The organism is Bdellovibrionales bacterium (assembly GCA_016714165.1).
In the GTDB taxonomy this organism is placed as follows: Bacteria; Bdellovibrionota; Bdellovibrionia; order Bdellovibrionales; family UBA1609; genus JADJVA01.
The window spans coordinates 2,285,143-2,302,869 of record JADJNU010000001.1; the positions used below are offsets into that span (position 1 = coordinate 2,285,143).

Below are 17,727 nucleotides of genomic sequence, written 5' to 3' on the forward strand. Positions count from 1 at the left end.
GTTTTGAATGAACTTAGAAAAATTGCTGACTCAACCGGAGTCAGTTCGCGATGAAAAATGGGAGATGGAAGTCTTGTCTCTGCTTCCTTACAGTCAGGGGAAAGTCGTTTCGGAGACCCCAAAGAACGGACCTGATGGATGGCCCTATCTATCTGTTCAGCTAGGTGGATCCGACTCCCCGGAATCAATGTCTAAGATTCTTCATTGGCTGTCAGAAGCGGGCGTTGGTATGGTCATCAATCCGCACAAATACATTCCAGACTATGTATTGCCATATGGAATGATTTGGAATTTTAGGCTCACAGGTCGGTTTTTTAGTCCTGAACAATCAAAATTTAGCGGTCTTCAGCAAGTTGAATTTCCAGAAGGAGAAAAGGTCATTTCCGGAGCTCCATCCTTAGATTATTGGCCCGAATATGCACGAAAGGTATTTTGTGAATTTCTTGCCCAGCAAGGAATCATGGAACCCGAGGCCCTGGTCATATCTAGAGACAAAATAAATTATGATTTGTGTTTTTCTTTGGAATGTTTTGGGAATCCACCAGTTAGCGAGCACAAAGATATTTTGGAAGCCTTGTCGTGGTTTTTTCCTGGTCATTACTCCTTGGCACTCATGAGCCGGAGCGGGCTTCCCCCATTTCATCCTTTGAAAGCAAGTTGGCCAGCTAATTTATGTTAGGGCCAGTCATATAAATATAAAATACAGAAAACCTAGAATTTTCACAGATGCGTAACTGGGTCGGACCCCTGGCACCCAAATTGCTGACGCAGACATCTATGAACACGAATACCCTTTTTGCCATTTTTTTTGTCGTCATGCCCTTGATGGCCAGTTCCTCCTCTCTCGATTTCCCCGTCCTCGATAAAGTGGATTTAGAACTCTATCCTGACAGGTATATTGTCTATAAGGGTCGAACGAAAGAAAAGTTAGTTAAGGGAGATGCTAAGATCGTTGGCGTTGATTCAGAACGAAATCTCTATGTAGACCAGGTCGACTTCTATCAAAGCGGTCTTTCATTTGAAGAATTTACCGGCTTGTCACCAAAAGATAAACTCAGGGCGGTCCGAAACAGATTGTGGTTTCATCCCTTTAGATCCTCTTCGGATTCTCGTTCCATGATAGTTTTGATTGACGTAGATACATCTATCATTACCTCCAAAAGGCCCAATGTTGTGGTGTTTGAAAATGGCCTCTTTCGAGCGTCTTTTGAACTCCAATCGGGATCCGAAAGCTCGCAAGACTACATAGAAAAATATTATAACGATCAAGCGACTGATCAGAGAAACATGGACGTTCTCAAAAGGAGAGATCCGGAAATTCACGCCCTTTTCTCTCAGATCGATTCTATTTTTCCTTGCCCAATCTTAGTTAGAGAAAAAATTCATTGAGCTCCCGCCGCTCAAAGTTCGCTTGATTTTGCCGACTTTTGGACCCCTCTTTTTTCCTGCATAGAGGTGGCATCAATGGTGGACTTCGCCTCCAGCGATTTCAAAATCAATGGCGTTTCCCCAGAAATAAAGATACGCCCTAGCCGTTTTCCACTTTTCCAATCTCACCTGGTGAAGGGAGAAGATCAATCAGACATTCCCGCCAATATTCGGGAACCTCTTTGGAAAAAACAATCGCAATTTCAAAAAAGCCACGTCCCTTGTGAGCAGTCCGATTGACTGTCCCATCCAAATCCAAATTCATCTGCGGCAGGAAAAGAACCACTTGCTGGCCAACGAGAGAATCTAGACTCAGATTGGTCTTTAAATCTTCTGGAACAAGGTCTTTGCGCTCAACTCGAATCAACAAACCAGTGATGGAGGCATCCATGATGATTCCCTTTTTAGCGAGCACCCGATAATTTGACAGAGAGGTTAATTCCGACACCTCAATCCCGTCCACCGATTTTCGATCGGCCGCTCTTCTCTCGGATTTAGTGCTCATATAATTTCCCTCTACTGTTTAGGACCAAAGACCTGCCATAAGGGCCTATCGGTGCCGATACAAGAAAATTAAATCCAAGAAAGACATAATCCCATTTTGAGATCATTAATTGTCCACAAAAGGCCATGGGAGTTGTGGAAGTGTTGTGCTGAGGAGATAAGGCCTGAAAAACTGTATAGATTATCCCCAAGTGCTAACCAGTCAACCACCCTGACACCAGATATAGCGGAAGGCTGAATAGAGTCTGGGAGAGACTTATATAGGGACTCCTTTGCTGTCCAAAGTGATGCAGGGTCCGGGCTGTCCTTAAATTCAGATGGCGTGGAAATTCGATTCACAATCTCAGGAGAAACTCTCGAGGCCTGTTCAAGGTCAAATCCAATCGAACGACCAACGAGAGGAGCCTCTTGAAGCACATAGCCACCGGCCAAGGGACAATGACTGATACTAAAAAAACCGCGCTGTAATTCTCCCAACTGACCAGGAACGAGCAGATTGTCGACCGACTCACCCCAATTTGTTTTGCGGGCATCCTTGAGCATCTCTGAACGAAGCTCTTCGCGATACCCGACTTGAATAGAGGACCACTTAGAACTGATTTCAAGGCGGAGAGAGCCCCACTTCCAATGCTTCTCCAGGTCCTGGCTTATGTGGGAAAGATCAAACAAATGAGAGTCCCTCAGAAAATGAAAAGAACTCCGGCCAAACGACCTTTTCGCCCCTGGTTAACATCATCATTCTGTCTAGCGGCACTCTAGCCCTTTCACTCAGGCCTGGCAAAAGCTCTACAACTGGCTGCTGGCTCGACAAGGCCGACTCAATCTTCTCGAGAGTATTGAGTTTCATGTACGGACACTCGTTGCAAGCACAACTTCCTTCTGCAGGAGCTTGTATCAGTTCGGCTTCGGGTCGCAATTTTTTCATTTGATGAAAAATACCTGATTCAGTGGCGACAATAAAAGTACGCGATGAGTTTTCTTGAACTTCCTTGAGGAGCCTTGAAGTCGAACCAATCACATCTGCATACTGGAGAATGCCCTCAAGACATTCGGGATGGGCAAGCACAACGGCTTGAGGATATCGCAATTTAAGTTCAAAAAGCTTGCGCGCAGAAAACAAAACGTGAACCTCACAGGCCCCCGGCCAAAGAATCAATTCTCTTCCGATCTTCTTCGAAAGGTAATGACCAAGATTGTAATCGGGACCAAATAAAATCTGACGCCCCTCTGGAATAGAGTTAAGAATTAGTTCTGCATTACTCGAAGTACAGATGATATCAGAGATCCCCTTAACCGCAGCGCTGCTGTTAATATATGTAACACAAATGGCCTCTGGATGTTGTTGACGCCACTTCAGATACTGATCAAAGGGAGAACTCTCGACGAGAGAGCAGCCTGCCGCAAGGTCAGGAACAAGAACAGTTTTTTCTGGAGAAAGTATCTTCACACTTTCAGCCATAAAATAAACTCCGGCCAAGAGAATTTTTTTTGTTGGCGAGGTCTGACCGACTTGAGCGAGGTATAGACTATCACCGACATAATCGGCGATATCTTGAATATCGCCTTCTTCATAGTAATGGGCGAGAATTGCGGTTTTTGTCTTTTCTTTTATCTTCAGGATCTCTTGAGCTAAAATCCTCATGGGAAATTCCTTTGGTCAGCAGGTGAACCACCCAGCATCGATCATAGAGATGATGCTGTTCCAGCAAAACCTCTAAGGCCCTCCCTATCTAACAGGAATCAATAAATTTCGCCACCCTTGAGCACGGTGATAATTGACTTTGAGACTGTCTTCAGAGCTTCAAATACCCCCTTGCCTTCACGGGCAGTTCCTTCAAAATCAGGTGCATTAAAACGATTCAGAGAACTACGTAATTCGGCGAGAGGAAGAGCGTTAGGAAGGTCCCGTTTATTGTATTGAAAGACGAGCGGCAGATCTGCAATGTCATAGCCTTGCAATTTCAGATTTTTTTCCAGGTCTGCCAAGGACTGAAAATTCTCATCCATTCGTTCGGCCTGAGAATCGGCTACAAAGACGACGCCATCCAGTCCCTTAAGAATAAGTTTACGACTTGGCTCGTAGACCACTTGACCTGGGACTGTATACAGATGAAAGCGGGTTTTGTACCCTCTGATATCACCAATATCGATCGGCAAAAAATCAAAGAAAAGAGTGCGATCCACGTCTCCAGGTAAGGAAACAAGTTCTGATTTTTCTTCACTGATTGCCTTGTGGTAGACCCACTGTAAATTAGTGGTCTTTCCACCCAACGAGGGTCCGTAGTAAACAATCTTACAATGAATTTCTTTGGTATCACGATTTACAAACGACATTAAAGCACTACCCGATTTTCTAAAGCCCGACCCAGTGTCCTAAAATCAATATAGTCGATATCTCCGCCAATTGGAACACCATGAGCAATTCGTGAGATCTGAATGCCCTTTTCTCGGAGCACCTTGGCAAGATAAAGAACAGTGGTATCTCCCTCAAGATCCGCATCTAAGGCAAGAATAATTTCACGAATGCGGGGACGAATTCCATCTAAACCATCCTGAATGCGCTTTAACAGGGGCGGAATCTTTAAATCTTGAGGATGTATGCCGTCAAGAGGGGAGATTGCTCCATGGAGAGCGTGATAGCGACCCTTAAAGACCCCTGAGGATTCAATTCTCAAGATATCGGCAGGATCCTCTACAACGCACAGGATTTCATCATTACGACCCACGTCTTGGCAAAACCGGCATAAATCGACTTCTTCGGTGTATGAAAAACATCCTGGACACTCGTGGACATTGTCTTTAACTGCCTGAAGCGCCTGACTGAGGCCTGCAACATAGTCTTGAGGCGAACGCAAAATATAATAGGCGAGGCGTTGGGCTGTTTTTGGACCAACGCCAGGAAGTTTACCCAATTCGTGAGTGAGCTTTTCGAGGGACGGTACATGTCGAATCATCCGTGATCCCTTGTCTTTTAAAATAGTCCTGGAAAATTCATACCGCCAGTAATCTTCGACATTTCTTGCTGTGAAGTATCTTTAGCCATTTTAATGGCTTCATTGGTGGCCACAACAATCAAATCCTGGAGCATTTCCAAATCACTGGCACTCACGACATCAGGTTTTATCTGTATCGAGAGAAGCTTATTGTCTCCGTTGACCTTAACCAAGACAGCCCCTCCACCTGCTCCCCCTTCAAATTCGCGAGTGGCCAATTCCTCTTGGAGCTTTTTCATGCGAGCCTGCATTTGATTGGCTTGTCTCATCATTTGTTGCAGCCCACCACCAAATCCTTTCATGTTGTCTCCTTAATACCCTTAATCTGAGATTTAAAAATCTTCTGGGTTGATTTTACAAATGGATGATTCTCGACCTGTTGTCGAGTTTGCAATATCTCATCTTGCTTCTTTTTCTCTTCAAGTGCCCGAGGGGAGAGCTTATCCGGAGAATTTTGGGTGGAATTGGTCTCGATACTGAAGCCCGGCCCCCAAAATGTCCCAATATAGTTCAGCAACTTTTTTTGAAATTCCTTGTCCTCAACTTGTCCGGATAAAAATCTCATATTGTCAGGAATGCCCAGACGTATCACTTTTTTATCCACGCCCAAAAGGCAGGTATGCTCAAGCTTTGCTCCCACCATCGGATTGATTCTCTTTACTTTGCTAAGTAAGTCGAGCCATCTGGCTTCTATACCAGAAGACTGATGATTCGCCACAGATATTGTGGGCTCATTGGAAGACTCGGTCGGAGCCGAGGCGAGACCAACCAATGAAACAGAGGCCGCATTTGTTGCATCTGCCGCATTTGCTGCATCTGTTGCGTTTGTTGCGTTTGATTCTCGTGCTGAAGTGACTTTCTCTGCCGACCTTAGGTCTTCTGCTCCTCGAACCGCAGTCTCGTTCAGAGAAAAAATATCAACTATGCGCGGTGCTGAAGTCATTTTCAAAAGGAGCATCTCGAGGACAATTCGCGTGTCTTGGGCTCTCACTAAATCGCTGCCACCCCTTAATGCGATATCAAACAAAAGGTGAATGTCTTCCTCTGATAAATTCCCGGCTATGGATCGTAAGTGTAAGATTTCTGAATCGGGGAGATCCACAATCCCAGTCAAACTTCCTTCGCTTAGCTTAATAAGCAAAAGATTGCGCAATTCCTCGAGTAGATCTTGAATAAAAATTTTGGGGTCGTAACCTGCGGTAAAAATCTTCTCAATAACTTCAATGATTTTTTTTGCATCCTGCCGTGTGAGGCCATCGATAGAATCCAAGAGCAAAGTGCGATCTGTAAGACCCAAAATTTCAGTCGTTTGTGCTTTGGTCACATGAGCACCACAAAACGTGATCACTTGATCTAGCAAACTTTGACTGTCACGCATGGAACCATCACCTTGGCGAGCAATCAACCAAAGGGCCTCTTCATCAGATTTGATCCCTTCCGCATGGCAGATGTCTGTGAGATGGGAGGCAATAGCTCGAACTGGAATTCTTCTAAAATCAAAACGCTGACAACGAGATAAAATCGTATGGGGAATTTTGTGAGCCTCCGTTGTGGCAAGCACAAAAATGACATGGGAAGGTGGCTCTTCCAAGGTTTTGAGGAGTGCATTGAAGGCACTTGTTGAAAGCATGTGAACTTCATCGATAATATAAAGCTTGTATTTGCCCGAAGAGGGCATGTAGCCAATCGTTTCGCGTAGATCGCGAATCGCATCGACTCCGTTATTGGATGCTCCATCAATTTCAATCACATCGATTGAGCGTCCAGCTGCCACGTCCTGACAGTCACGGCAACTATGACAGGGAACAAAGTTCACGGATTGGGCACACCTCAAGGATTTAGCCAAAATTCGCGCTGAGGACGTTTTACCGGTACCGCGAGGACCAGTGAACAATAAGGCATGGTGAAGACGGCCATTGCGAAGAGCGTTGAGCAGGGTCTGGCTAACGTGGGTCTGCCCCACAAGCTCATCAAAAGTCTTTGGTCGCCATTTGCGCGCTATCACTTGATAGGACAAACTCACGCCTCCCAAAAAAGTGGCCAGGCACCCCATATCACATAGAACCCTAGTTACCGTTGCTTCCTTCCGGACCTGGCGGGATTCACTAAGCTAGCTATTGTATGGGACCCGGCCATACGAAGCCTCATGCAAAACAAAAAAATTGCCCAAAAACAAGGCCCAAAAGGCCCGCAGCAGGACATTTTACAGCTAAAACAAAAACGAGCGGCCACTCTAGCTGATGCCGCAGCCCTCTTCAACCCCTGGGACAGCAGAGGGACCATTTATTGCGTGCCGCACAAGAGAACACTGGTCGAGGAGATCTGCAGGCAGAGTAGCGGTCGCGTGCTCAGCTCACATTGGGCAGTCATCTATAAAAAATCAATACCCCCAGGGACCATAAAAAAAACTCGACTTTTTACGCTTTATGTCATAAGTCTGGCGCCCTAATGGAGAAGCCGATCAAACTCCCAATTATGGCCCTCATATTCACTGTTCTCCAGGTCTCTGCTTTAGGCGCTGAAACGACGCCCCCATCCTCCGTCTCCGCCACCCTACAGCCTTCTCTCAGTGGCCAAGTGAATAATGTGCCCGATCATAATCATGCGAGTGCATCGAGTTCTCCATCTCGGTGCATTGCTCAATTAAAGGACGCGAGCCGGGCCTTCTTGCACAACTTAATCGAAAACAATCAAATTGAAGGACTCTCTGCCACTGCAGAGAAATGGAGATCGGAGTTCGTTCGAAGCTATCCAGAGTATGTGAATCTTCCTCAGGACGAACTCTTAAGGATTTCCCATGAAGTCCTTGCGTTGGGAGAAGGCTACATAGAAACCATTTTTTCAATTGGGGAATTAAGTCTTGTTAAGTTCATCAATGCTTGGGGACAAATCACTCTAAAAATGCGGATGCCATCAGAATCCGAAGGACTCGAGGGAGTCTATTACGACAGACCTCTCACTATTGATTCCAAAACGCAAGCTATCGATGCCAATACCCCTGAGGGGGGTCTGCTCGCAGAAGCCTTCGTTAAGTATGCCCCGCTCGGCACAGTTGTTATTTTTGCAGATTTGAATTTTTTGGGAAAGGTCAATTATTTTGAGAGGGAATACATCGCTGGCGACGAGTATCTCATTGCCTTTGGAAAGGCCATGCCTAACAACCTCCGATTGGGTAAAGGGGGAGACCTCATGCTCAAAATAGGAGGCGACGAATTTGTCTTTTTGCTCCCCATTCGTGAGGGCCATTTGGATCAAGCAAAAGGCGTTCAAGCGCTTTTGGATCGAATTGTTCGGTCTGTTCATCAAAGCAAAGAGGCGCAGGCAGTATTCACTGAACAGCGACGTGCATTGGCAAGAGACTATCGCATGGTATATAAAGCGAAGAGTTTTTCAGATCTGCCTCATGACTTTCTCAGAACCATTTTAGGAGATGACCAGGAAAGTGCAGAATACTCCATGAACTTCGACCAACTTAAAGAGATCTACTTAGAGTTACAGCTTAAAAAAATAGTGAACCAATCTCGGTATGCAGCTTCAGTCTCTGTGGGGGGTGCCATTGTTCTGCCTGGAGCAGAGTACAGGTATGGACTCAGGCAAGCCAGATCTGATGCAAAGGCATTTAAGATTCTTTATAAAGAGAGATTGGGCCTCTCCAACGAAGCTATCGAGAAATACGGCGCTCAAGTAAACACGCATGCCGTTACGGCCGGTTCTCATGATAAAGAGGGACAAAATAGGCAACGAAGACGATCAGACAAGCCTCCCACCCCCTTTAGCCCCAAACAAATAAAACCTGATGGAAACTGAGTGGGAGAAATTGACATCTTTTCGCTAGTTGAAATCCGCAGGGCAGAGGCATGAAATCATAACGTCCAGGCAATATTTTCCAGGGCTTCGACTTCGTGAGCCCAATAATTGTAATCTCGAAACGAGGGGAATAGACGAGGAAATGAAGGGTCCTCCCATCTCTTTGCAATCCAGCCTGCATAGTGGATAATACGTAATCCCCTCAACGCAGGTATTAGCTGTAGCTCCTCGTAATTGAAATCCCTCAGCTCTTCATATCCTGATAAGAGGGCATTCTCTTCTTCTTCGAAGGTCTCTAAATCTCCAGAAAAAAGCATCCAAAAATCCTGTACCGCCGGTCCCCTGCAGAAATCATCAAAATCAAGCAGAAAAAATTCCTCCGGCTCATCCCGAACTTGAGTCAAAAGAAGATTCCCTCGATGACAATCACCATGAATTCGAAATTTTTTAATTCCTTGCAATGCCTCATCAAGCCAATTCAGAATCTCGCTCGCGGATTTTTTGTATCGACCCCAAACTTCAGGTGCAACCCAATCCTCCAAAATCTCAAGCGCCGGCCAGCCCATAGAGTCTGAACCAAGCGAAGGACGGTGCCTCGCCTCGCTAAGCTGCCCGATGTTGTGAATTCTCGCGAGTGTTCGACCAATTTTTTTAAAATCGTAAAATTTCAATTCCTGTGGGATTCTTCCAAAAGCTTTAGGAAAAAAACTGACCAATATCTCATCACACAACTGTATCGTTGATTTATTCTCCAATACAAATGGAGCGATCACAGGAACTCCAGACTCGCGAAGTTCACGTAAAAAGGTATGTTCTTCTTGAACAGTCGACCAATCCCAGCGCCCCGGGCGATAGAACTTGGCAATCAACCGATCATTCAATTCAGGAGCACAGGTTCCTTTTTCCAATCTGATATCAAAAACGCGATTTTCATATGAATTCAGTTGAGTGTACTCTCCAGTTGGAAAAAACCCGGCCCTTTCAGCGGATTTCATGACCCGATCGGGTGTCAAATTATAAAATGAGTTATTCATAGTGAAGCCAAACTAAGCATTTCTGAGATTTGATGCAATGAAAATGTGGGGAGACGATTCGAGTACCCCAGAACCTCTACCACAATGTAAAAATTGAGTACCCGAAACACCATTCTTTGACTTGCTACTGAGATGAATTGAAATATAAATTGAAAATGAAAAAACGTGACAGTCTGAACACAAATATATATTGGGTCGAAAGTTACTGAAAATGCAAATCTTAAATCTGAATGGCCGCCAGGTTTACTTGTCGAGAAAATCTCATCGGCGTACAATTCGGGTAAGCATCAGGCCAAATGGGCAAATTCACGTGACAACTGGAAAAATGACATCGCAAAGTGAAATCAAGATTTTCTTATCCCAACATTCAAATTGGCTTGAAGATTCATTGTTTGCATTTCGATCTTTGCGTCAAAAATATCCACCAAAAAGATTTATTCAGGGAGAGGGATTTCTTTATTTAGGAAAGTATCGATTTTTGAATTTTTCTCCAAAGGAATCTATAAAGAATCCGACCTTCAAGGTCAGCGAACTGGAACTTGAATGTTCCATTCCTCAGGCAGAGTGGAATTCGTCCTTTTATGTCCTTTCTCAGTACCAGATACGCTCTTATCTTTTAGGGTTCTTTCAGTCTGAAGGCCGACGCATCATTGGTGATCGAGTCCACTTTTATTCCGAAAGGATGAATCTCCGGCCGGCATTCCTATCGTTTCGCTCACAAAGAACTCGGTGGGGAAGCTGTACGACAATGGGAAATATCAGTTTAAATTGGCGTCTCATAGGCGCGCCGCCGGAAGTTCTTGACTATGTGGTCATTCACGAATTGGCTCATTTGCGATACCCCAACCATTCTAGACTCTTCTGGAGTTTGGTGGAGGAATACTGCGACAAATATCGATACTGCAGGAAATGGTTGCGAAAAAATTTCTATGAATTTGACTTTTTAAGCGAGAAGTCGGAAATCCATCCTGATATGGACGTTTGAGCTCTCTGACCGTTCAAAGTTTATACAGTCAGAGCCAGGATCTGTCTCCAGGAGCTTTTGAATCTCGATTTTTGAAACTGAAACGACCTGAATGCTTGCCACTGGCATAAGTACTGCTTTGGATAAAACCAAGGAGAATTGATTTATGAATAGCTTTCCCCCAATCTTTCGCGCACTCGCAGTACTTTTTGTTCTCGTTCCTGCGCTTTTTGGACGCGCTGATTGGGGAGGCCTGAGCGTTTGGGAGCAACTGCAGTTTAGCGGGAGTTCTCACGTAGGGTTTGTTCAGTCCATTGCGGTAAACGATTCCTCTAACGAAACTATCGTTCGCATTTCAACTCTAGAGTCGAAATCTCTTATTTTTAAGTTATGTCCTAGCTCTTCTCAACTGAAAGATTCAGAGACATTGACCCGAAATAAAATGGAACTCATTCGTCAAGCGATGAGCCAAGGAAAACAAGTTCGCTTCTCAACAGGTTCGGGCCTTTTTGGCTGCCTGTCCCACGTTGAACTGCTGGATAAGCAGATCTAACTCCTGCCCATTTTCGTTACTCGCGCCAAAAATTGGCAAGATTTTGTTATTATTTCATATCTGAACGTATTTGGGCGGAGCGATTGTGGCCTAGTGATTGCTTTCTTGTTTATGGACGGTGTTTTTTAGAATTGGATTGAGAGGGATCTAAAAATGAGCTTCACATTTATTTTCGCAAGCCGAACTCGGTATTTCTCTCGTATTCTGGCCGTCATTTTCTTTGGATTGTTCTTTGGAGCTTGCTCCGGAAAGAAATCCAATACCTCACCGCCAGTCGCTCCGCCACCTCCGCCTCCTATTCAATACTACGGCAACCACCAGGGACGAATTGGAAACTTTGATTATTACGGTAACGGTCACGTGGGATCTTATGATTCCGAACAGGAACGAGCTGAACGACGTCGCAGATATGCTACGAGTCAAGATAGACTTTATCGCTTCAGGCGTGGTGAACAAAATAGACGAAGCGAAGAATCTGACTTTATCGCAGACGATGACAATGATGGCGGCCATGATCGCCCAGACGACTGGTCTGACGAGCAGACAGACTATTCCAGAGGCGACAAGGAAGGCTATCGGCCAAGGTCGCCAGGGGCTCCGACCGTCTTGGGTCAAAACTCCCCTGCAGGATTGGAATCCTCGGGTTCGGATCCACAGCAGAGCAGCGTGCCCTACGGCGGTGCGCCTCCCTCTGTGACAGGAACGATTGATCCCGCGGGAAATTATTTTACTGACAGTCGAGTCGATGTTCTGCTGCCAGTATTGAAGGCCCAAATTGATAAAATTCCTGAACCAATCCGTCAAGAGAGCGAAGCTTTTTCTCTTGCCATTAATTCAATGGGAGTTCAGGCAAACGTCAAAACACGTAGGGTTCTAGTAGAATTTGTTTTTGATGGTCCTACGGGGCCCGTTAGCGCAAAATTTGCTGGATTTTTGGATCGAAATAATCGATCCGTCATGTATGAAACTCATGCAACTGAAGGCGATGAATACCCATTTTCAGTCACCCTTGCTTGTGTCGACGCAGACATGACCACTTGTGAAAATACGATCGTCAGAATTGATCAGTTTACAAACAAGGGAGAAATCTGCAAGACGGCCTTTGTCGTGCATCGCGTGGGCAATGCCCATGTCACATTTAACCAAAGCGATTATCATCGCTCTTTGGAATCTCTCAACCCCAACTTTAAAGAGTTCATGCTTTATTTGAAAAATACAAGCGACGCCGTCAAAAAAGTACTTATATGTCTTAGGTCGGGGCGAAGCAATTGCGCGACTCCCCCTATGCGAGCTCCCGGTGCTAACGATGTAGAATTCCGATCCTGGGCCGCTGCTTACGGTAGATCTTCCTTTGTGGTTTCTCTCTGGTCAGTGACAACAATCAATAATCCGATTCAGGACGCTTTGGTATTTTCAGGCCCTCTCCTTTTGGCAGATAGTCTGGGCCAGGAGTCGTCATCCAACTCCGAAATTCAAATCAACGGATATCAGCGTAATTTAAACGCAGTGAACGTGAATACAGGAATTGTTGATCACGAGGGAAAGTTTGCAAGATATTTATCACGCGCCCAACTTTTGAAAAATGACGGCAATGGTAATATTCTAGCAAGTATTCACTTTAATGGCGTGGCAGAGTCGGCAGAATTGGGCTTTAAAAGCCAGGTGCTGCCTGGACGCGATTTTCTTAAGTTGGTAGAGAGCGGGCCACCGCCACCTTCGAAGCCGTAGTTTCCTTCTCCGGCGAAACGAAGCATTGAGCAAAATTTGCTTTTTTCGAATACACTTTGCTTTATTTGCATTTTCTGATTCACTGTAGCGGTTACTCATTTTTATCTTTTGGGTGCGTGGTGTCTTTGTCTTCTCTGCATGGAATTTCTTTTATAAAAGAGTTCCATGTGGGATGATTCCCCACTCAGTGATAGGACTATTGGTATGGCAAAAACTGGTGGCAATCAAATCGTCGCGAGCGTTGACCGTGATTCAGGAGCGGCAGCGCCAGCAGTGGCTCCTGCCTTAGGACAGTACGCGGATTTTCGCCGATACTTGCGTGACTTCTATGAATTTAAGAAGAAGACTTTGAGCACCGCTGTCCGTTCCTATTCCTATGCCGCCTTCAGCGCAGCAGCAGATATAAAGTCACCCAATTATCTGAAACTCATTATTGAGGGACAGCGCAACCTCTCAATGGACATGGTTAAGAGGTTTATCAGAGCCTTGGGTTTACAAGGGGAAGAAGGTAAGGAATTTAAGGCCCTTGTTCTTTATGGCCAGGCCCGCGACCCTTTGGAGCGAAATCGTTATTTGAAGTCATTGTCTGAATTTAGAGCAAAACGCAAGATTCGGCTTGGCGAAATCAACTCTGAAATCTGGAGCAAGGTTCCCAACTGGGTTTCTTGGGTTCTTTATACTCTTGTCGATCAAGAAGGCGTTGAATTTGATCCGACCCATTTGCGCCGCGTGATGCGCGATCGCGTTTCAATTGATGAAGTAAAACGAGCGCTCAACCTACTCTTGAATTCAGGTGAGCTACGAAAAAATCCTGACGGATCTATTCAAAAGGGACGAGAGCTAATAAATGGGTATGAAAATATCCCTGTCGCTATGGTTAGAAAAATTCAAGCAGAGCTTATTTATCTTGGACTTGAATCTTTGTTTCAAGATGACCCCACAGAAAGAGAATTTGGAGCCTTGACTTTGGCTCTCACTGAGAAAGAATTTGAGCAAATTAAGTTCGAGCTACGCCAGTTCCGTAAGCGCATCTACAAAGACATCAGCATACAGCGTGGCCAAAACAAGGGCCAAAGAGTCTACCAACTCAACATCCAGCTATTTCCGGTTTCAGATCGTGTTCGGTAGGGGCTTGTAAGAGGGGGGGATAAAAGGGTCAACTTGGGGTCTCAGCGCCAAAAAAGGGAAGGAACCTTTCAGTTCCGACAGTCATTCCATTCGAGGGGGGGGAGGGGAATGAAACGATCGCTAAGACCCAAGCATGACCGACAGCAAACGTTCTACATCTCTTATCTTTAGCAAGGATCGAGCCAGTCTGCGAACTTTCGCGGTCCCCAGAAATGGCCGATCAACCTAGATGATCATTTGTGCAAATTGACCTTCATTAGATTCTAGAAAACTTTAACATATTAAAATCACAAAGTTTATTGTATTCCTTGCTGTATTCATCCCAGTCTGCAAGGAACGGGAAATTCTTGACACATCATATCCAATAGAACCTTTTAGCCACATAGACTTAACTGGTTGGGTAAAAACTAAGCCAAGTGGGATAAAAATTTCATGTTTTAGAAAGTGCCTCTTCGAAAAATCTTCCTTTGATGAAGATACTCTCGAAGAGTTTAATGTCAAAAGGCCGCTGTGAAGCGCTGGCTCAACTTGGGGGGGGATCTATGACGGGAAAGAGAAAGTATTTTTTTATTTTGAGTCTTTTTTGGCCTCTTCTTCTTCTTTGGCCCTCGCTAGGTGAAGCAAAAGCCACCGATTTGCCTCTGAGTTTTTCTGCCAAAATTGGTTCAGCTTCCCGCGCTCGGGAAGAGGATTGGCGAATTACTCGACAACGTCATTTCACCTTGTATCGCCTCGCTGGGCCACATGACTTGAGCAGAGATGCTGAGGAAGATGCTGGTCCCATTGAAAAACTAGATTTTCTTCGCGTTCGTGAGTGGCCTAACCTTGAGGAAATTTCTAGCGCATTTGGCTATGTACGTGACGAGCAATTTCTGACGGATCCAATGCAAGTTCCATCTTTTTCTCGTCGATCAACATGGCTATATCCAGATGATGGTTGTTTTGCTCGAGCTGCCTTGATGAAAAATCTGATGAAAATAAGGGGCTATTCCCAACCCAATAGAGTCTTCATCTTTGGAAATTTATTGGTGAAATCTCCCAACGGTCTAAATGGAGAAGTCAGCTGGTGGTATCACACAGCTCCCGTGGCAAGAGTAAGAAACCAAGTTTATGTTTTTGATCCGAGCATCGATCCGAAGCAACCAATTCTTCTGCGGGATTGGGCCAGCCGCCAAACAGATGATTTAAATTCGATTAAAATGGCGTTCTGCGCGCCTGATACATATATGCCTTTCTCTCCATGCGAGTATCCTCAAATCGGAGAAGATGCCAGAGCGGAGGGCGATATCTCCTATTTTCTGGATCTCGAATGGAGGCGCCAATTGGAGTTGGGAAGAGATCCTATCAAGGTGCTTGGAGACGATCCTCCCTGGTAAACGCTTTCATTTGAGATCCTCTTTCTCTCAAAATCCTGCCAGGCAAAAGCAATCCAAGAAAATAAGATCAGAATCGCTCGGTAATAACAGAATCGACAATTGATTAGCAAGCTGTCGATTCTTTGGTCAGTTAGGCCCCATTAGGGCCCTAGTGGGCCTGCGACATTTCTTGCAACCTAGCCTTTCAGAATCCAGTTGGATATCTCCCGTTGGCTGTAATAATTTTCTTTTCACCTGATTTTTCAAAGGGGAATATTCATGAGCAAGAAGCGCAATTGGTCAAAACTCATAAAGGGTAGTAACGGCGAGCGAACATTCAAAGGAGACTCTCTCATACTCGGTTTGATTGGGACGTCTCTTTCTCTGCTTCTCACAATTGCCTATTCCAATTGCGGTGGGATGAAAAGCCTTGATTTAAACTCTTCGACCTCGAGCGGGCTAGTCGGCGCGGACCTATTTGGAACTCAAAGCGGCAACATAACTAAGGATCATCTTGAAGGAAGTATTAGCTTTGGAAAGGCTGAGATTCGTGAGGATGAATCAACAAATCTTTCGTGGGGCTTTAATTGGGGATCCTCAGGTAGCAGTGGAAGTAATTCTGGCTATCGATTGCAGAGTTTTGGCTGCAATCCAGAAGTTTTTGGAGGATATATTAAAAACATGCAGTCGTTTTTGAATGTGAGTGGAGGCTGTGATAACAAAACGGGATCCTGCTCGTATCATGCCGATGGAGAGAAAACCGTTTCGGGCTTGCCTGCTAGCGCGATCCCTTATTCCTGTGAGATCAAGTTCCAGTGGTTTAGCGATGGCAATACGGATTCGATAAATGACGTGAAAATTTCCGTAAGTATTAAAGTCAATCCAAAGCCTCAAGATCCCCCTCCCCCTCCTGCTGAAAAGTGCGAAGGGTCTGAGCTCCTGCAGGGTAATTTTGACCGATGCAATGACACCGAATGTGTAGGATGGGCGTTCGAATACGGACAGGTTGCAACGAAAGTTCAGATCAGAGCTATTCAAACTGGAGCGAAATCCCGAAACACAACCATCATGACGACCACAACCGTCGGGAGATCAGATGTAAACTCTCATCTCGCGCAACAAGGCTGCCTCAATACAGGTAGCTTATTGAGCCAATTTACAGTTTCAAAAAGCACGATCGATGAAGCTCTGCGGGCCGCTACCGCGAGCACGGGCACGGGTTCAGGCAGCAAAATCCAACTTGAGGCTGTGGTTGTGGGACTTAGCGGAGGAAGATCAATCGGCTTTGTGGAAAACTATCAACCGCTCACACCTATTGATCCAGGTGGAGGCGGCGGTGGCGGTGGCGGAAATACCCCGCCTGTTTCGAGTCTCTCGTTCGTCAGTGGTCCATACAATGTGGGTATTTCTGGATCCGCCCAGAATTTTCCAGCCGATACGAAATGGTGTTTAACCACAGGAACCAGTTCGTGCTCACCAACTCTCTCTAACATGCAAGATTGGGTATCAGTTGGACCTGCAGATCCTGGCCGATTCAATTGGAAATATGAAATCCGCCCCTATCAGATTGGATGGTGTCCGGGAACCTTCACGGCCGTCATGCAGGCCCCTAATGAAAGCTCCTACACGGCCTCCTTTACCATTGAATATCCAAATTTTTATGCTGCCACAGGTGGTTTGCAGGTTTACAATGTTCCACCCCCAACCGTTGGAACATTAAAGGGTTGTTTTGAATATGATCAAGATTACGGTCCGTCAAATAAGCCAGGATCTTGCGGCGGCAAAGGACAGACAGCAATCATAGGTTATGGATGGTCCTATAACGAGAGCACTCATTCAGCCTCTTTTGGTGGCGACTCTAGCGTATTCGGAGGCCGCCATGGCACCATATTTTTCACATTTGACTACGTCAAATGTGGGTTCTCTCAAACGACAAGTCAGCGCTTCTAATAGCAAGTTGCCAACCAGATAATCGTGTGAAACACTCATACTAAGTATGGGTGTTTCCATTTCTTTGTTTCTTTTAGGAATTCTTTTCTTTTCACCGGCAACACGTGCAATCACGTTAAGAGAAGCATACGAATCGGCAAAAGATAAAACCGACATCATACGAAATGAAATATTAAATGAAGAAGTCAGTCGCATTCGTCAAGAGCTAGTGACTGGATCCGTTCGACCTAAGCTGTCACTGGTCTCCTTTTAGCTTTTGCGAGACGCGGAAGACGGATATTCC

18 protein-coding genes and 1 other RNA gene are annotated in these 17,727 nt (G+C 45.4%); 10 read left to right on the plus strand and 9 right to left on the minus strand.

Features of this window, described 5'->3' with window-relative positions; translation table 11 throughout:
• Positions 1-7 precede the first annotated feature (7 nt).
• Both IPJ71_10395 and IPJ71_10400 read left to right on the plus strand, forming a co-directional pair.
• Entirely contained in the window at positions 8-679 is a 672-nt protein-coding gene (locus IPJ71_10395) for a hypothetical protein (GenBank protein MBK7844088.1), read from the plus strand.
• A gap of 98 nt (positions 680-777) precedes the next feature.
• Positions 778-1,389, plus strand: a complete 612-nt coding sequence (locus tag IPJ71_10400; GenBank protein ID MBK7844089.1) for a hypothetical protein — start codon at positions 778-780, stop codon at positions 1,387-1,389.
• Positions 1,390-1,528: 139 nt separating this feature from the next.
• On the opposite strand, the gene IPJ71_10405 is transcribed toward IPJ71_10400, so the two are convergent.
• The 8 genes from IPJ71_10405 to ffs form a co-directional block, all read right to left on the minus strand.
• Positions 1,529-1,933: a hypothetical protein gene (locus tag IPJ71_10405; protein ID MBK7844090.1), complete on the minus strand. Its 405-nt coding sequence runs from the start codon at positions 1,931-1,933 to the stop codon at positions 1,529-1,531.
• Positions 1,934-2,001: 68 nt separating this feature from the next.
• Complete coding sequence (locus tag IPJ71_10410) at positions 2,002-2,601, minus strand: 4'-phosphopantetheinyl transferase superfamily protein (GenBank protein MBK7844091.1); 600 nt, start codon at positions 2,599-2,601, stop codon at positions 2,002-2,004.
• A complete protein-coding gene (nadA, locus tag IPJ71_10415; protein ID MBK7844092.1) occupies positions 2,594-3,574 on the minus strand; it encodes a quinolinate synthase NadA in 981 nt (326 codons plus the stop codon). Before nadA ends, IPJ71_10410 begins: the two co-directional genes overlap by 8 nt.
• A gap of 98 nt (positions 3,575-3,672) precedes the next feature.
• Positions 3,673-4,266, minus strand: a complete 594-nt coding sequence (locus IPJ71_10420; GenBank protein MBK7844093.1) for a gliding-motility protein MglA — start codon at positions 4,264-4,266, stop codon at positions 3,673-3,675.
• Positions 4,266-4,886: a recombination protein RecR gene (gene recR / locus IPJ71_10425; protein MBK7844094.1), complete on the minus strand. Its 621-nt coding sequence runs from the start codon at positions 4,884-4,886 to the stop codon at positions 4,266-4,268. The genes IPJ71_10420 and recR overlap by 1 nt, the downstream gene beginning before the upstream one ends.
• Positions 4,887-4,903: 17 nt before the next feature.
• A complete protein-coding gene (locus IPJ71_10430; GenBank protein MBK7844095.1) occupies positions 4,904-5,227 on the minus strand; it encodes a YbaB/EbfC family nucleoid-associated protein in 324 nt (107 codons plus the stop codon).
• A complete protein-coding gene (gene dnaX, locus IPJ71_10435) occupies positions 5,224-6,942 on the minus strand; it encodes a DNA polymerase III subunit gamma/tau (protein ID MBK7844096.1) in 1,719 nt (572 codons plus the stop codon). The genes IPJ71_10430 and dnaX overlap by 4 nt, the downstream gene beginning before the upstream one ends.
• Positions 6,943-6,960: 18 nt before the next feature.
• Positions 6,961-7,059, minus strand: an RNA gene (ffs, locus tag IPJ71_10440) — signal recognition particle sRNA small type.
• Between the two features lie 341 nt (positions 7,060-7,400).
• On the opposite strand from ffs, the gene IPJ71_10445 reads away from it, so the two are divergent.
• Positions 7,401-8,732 (plus strand): diguanylate cyclase, encoded by a 1,332-nt coding sequence (locus tag IPJ71_10445; protein MBK7844097.1) that lies wholly within the window; start codon positions 7,401-7,403, stop codon positions 8,730-8,732.
• Positions 8,733-8,788: 56 nt separating this feature from the next.
• Here the strand turns inward: IPJ71_10445 and IPJ71_10450 are convergent, their stop codons facing one another.
• Positions 8,789-9,766, minus strand: a complete 978-nt coding sequence (locus IPJ71_10450) for a serine/threonine protein kinase (protein ID MBK7844098.1) — start codon at positions 9,764-9,766, stop codon at positions 8,789-8,791.
• A 211-nt stretch (positions 9,767-9,977) separates the two neighbouring features.
• Between IPJ71_10450 and IPJ71_10455 the strand changes: the two genes are divergently transcribed.
• The 7 genes from IPJ71_10455 to IPJ71_10485 all read left to right on the plus strand — a co-directional run bounded on the left by IPJ71_10455 (position 9,978) and on the right by IPJ71_10485 (position 17,697).
• Positions 9,978-10,751: a M48 family metallopeptidase gene (locus IPJ71_10455; GenBank protein MBK7844099.1), complete on the plus strand. Its 774-nt coding sequence runs from the start codon at positions 9,978-9,980 to the stop codon at positions 10,749-10,751.
• Positions 10,752-10,896: 145 nt separating this feature from the next.
• On the plus strand, positions 10,897-11,283 hold the full coding sequence (locus tag IPJ71_10460) for a hypothetical protein (GenBank protein MBK7844100.1): 387 nt from the start codon (positions 10,897-10,899) through the stop codon (positions 11,281-11,283).
• Between the two features lie 153 nt (positions 11,284-11,436).
• A complete protein-coding gene (locus IPJ71_10465) occupies positions 11,437-13,011 on the plus strand; it encodes a hypothetical protein (protein ID MBK7844101.1) in 1,575 nt (524 codons plus the stop codon).
• 165 nt (positions 13,012-13,176) lie between these two features.
• Positions 13,177-14,139: a TIGR02147 family protein gene (locus IPJ71_10470; GenBank protein MBK7844102.1), complete on the plus strand. Its 963-nt coding sequence runs from the start codon at positions 13,177-13,179 to the stop codon at positions 14,137-14,139.
• Positions 14,140-14,681: 542 nt separating this feature from the next.
• Positions 14,682-15,515 carry a hypothetical protein gene (locus tag IPJ71_10475; GenBank protein ID MBK7844103.1) on the plus strand — a complete coding sequence of 278 codons (834 nt, stop codon included), beginning with the start codon at positions 14,682-14,684 and terminating at the stop codon, positions 15,513-15,515.
• A gap of 258 nt (positions 15,516-15,773) precedes the next feature.
• Positions 15,774-17,444 (plus strand): hypothetical protein, encoded by a 1,671-nt coding sequence (locus IPJ71_10480; protein MBK7844104.1) that lies wholly within the window; start codon positions 15,774-15,776, stop codon positions 17,442-17,444.
• A 46-nt stretch (positions 17,445-17,490) separates the two neighbouring features.
• Positions 17,491-17,697, plus strand: coding sequence for a hypothetical protein (locus IPJ71_10485; GenBank protein MBK7844105.1), 207 nt, complete (start codon positions 17,491-17,493; stop codon positions 17,695-17,697).
• Positions 17,698-17,727: the final 30 nt, after the last annotated feature.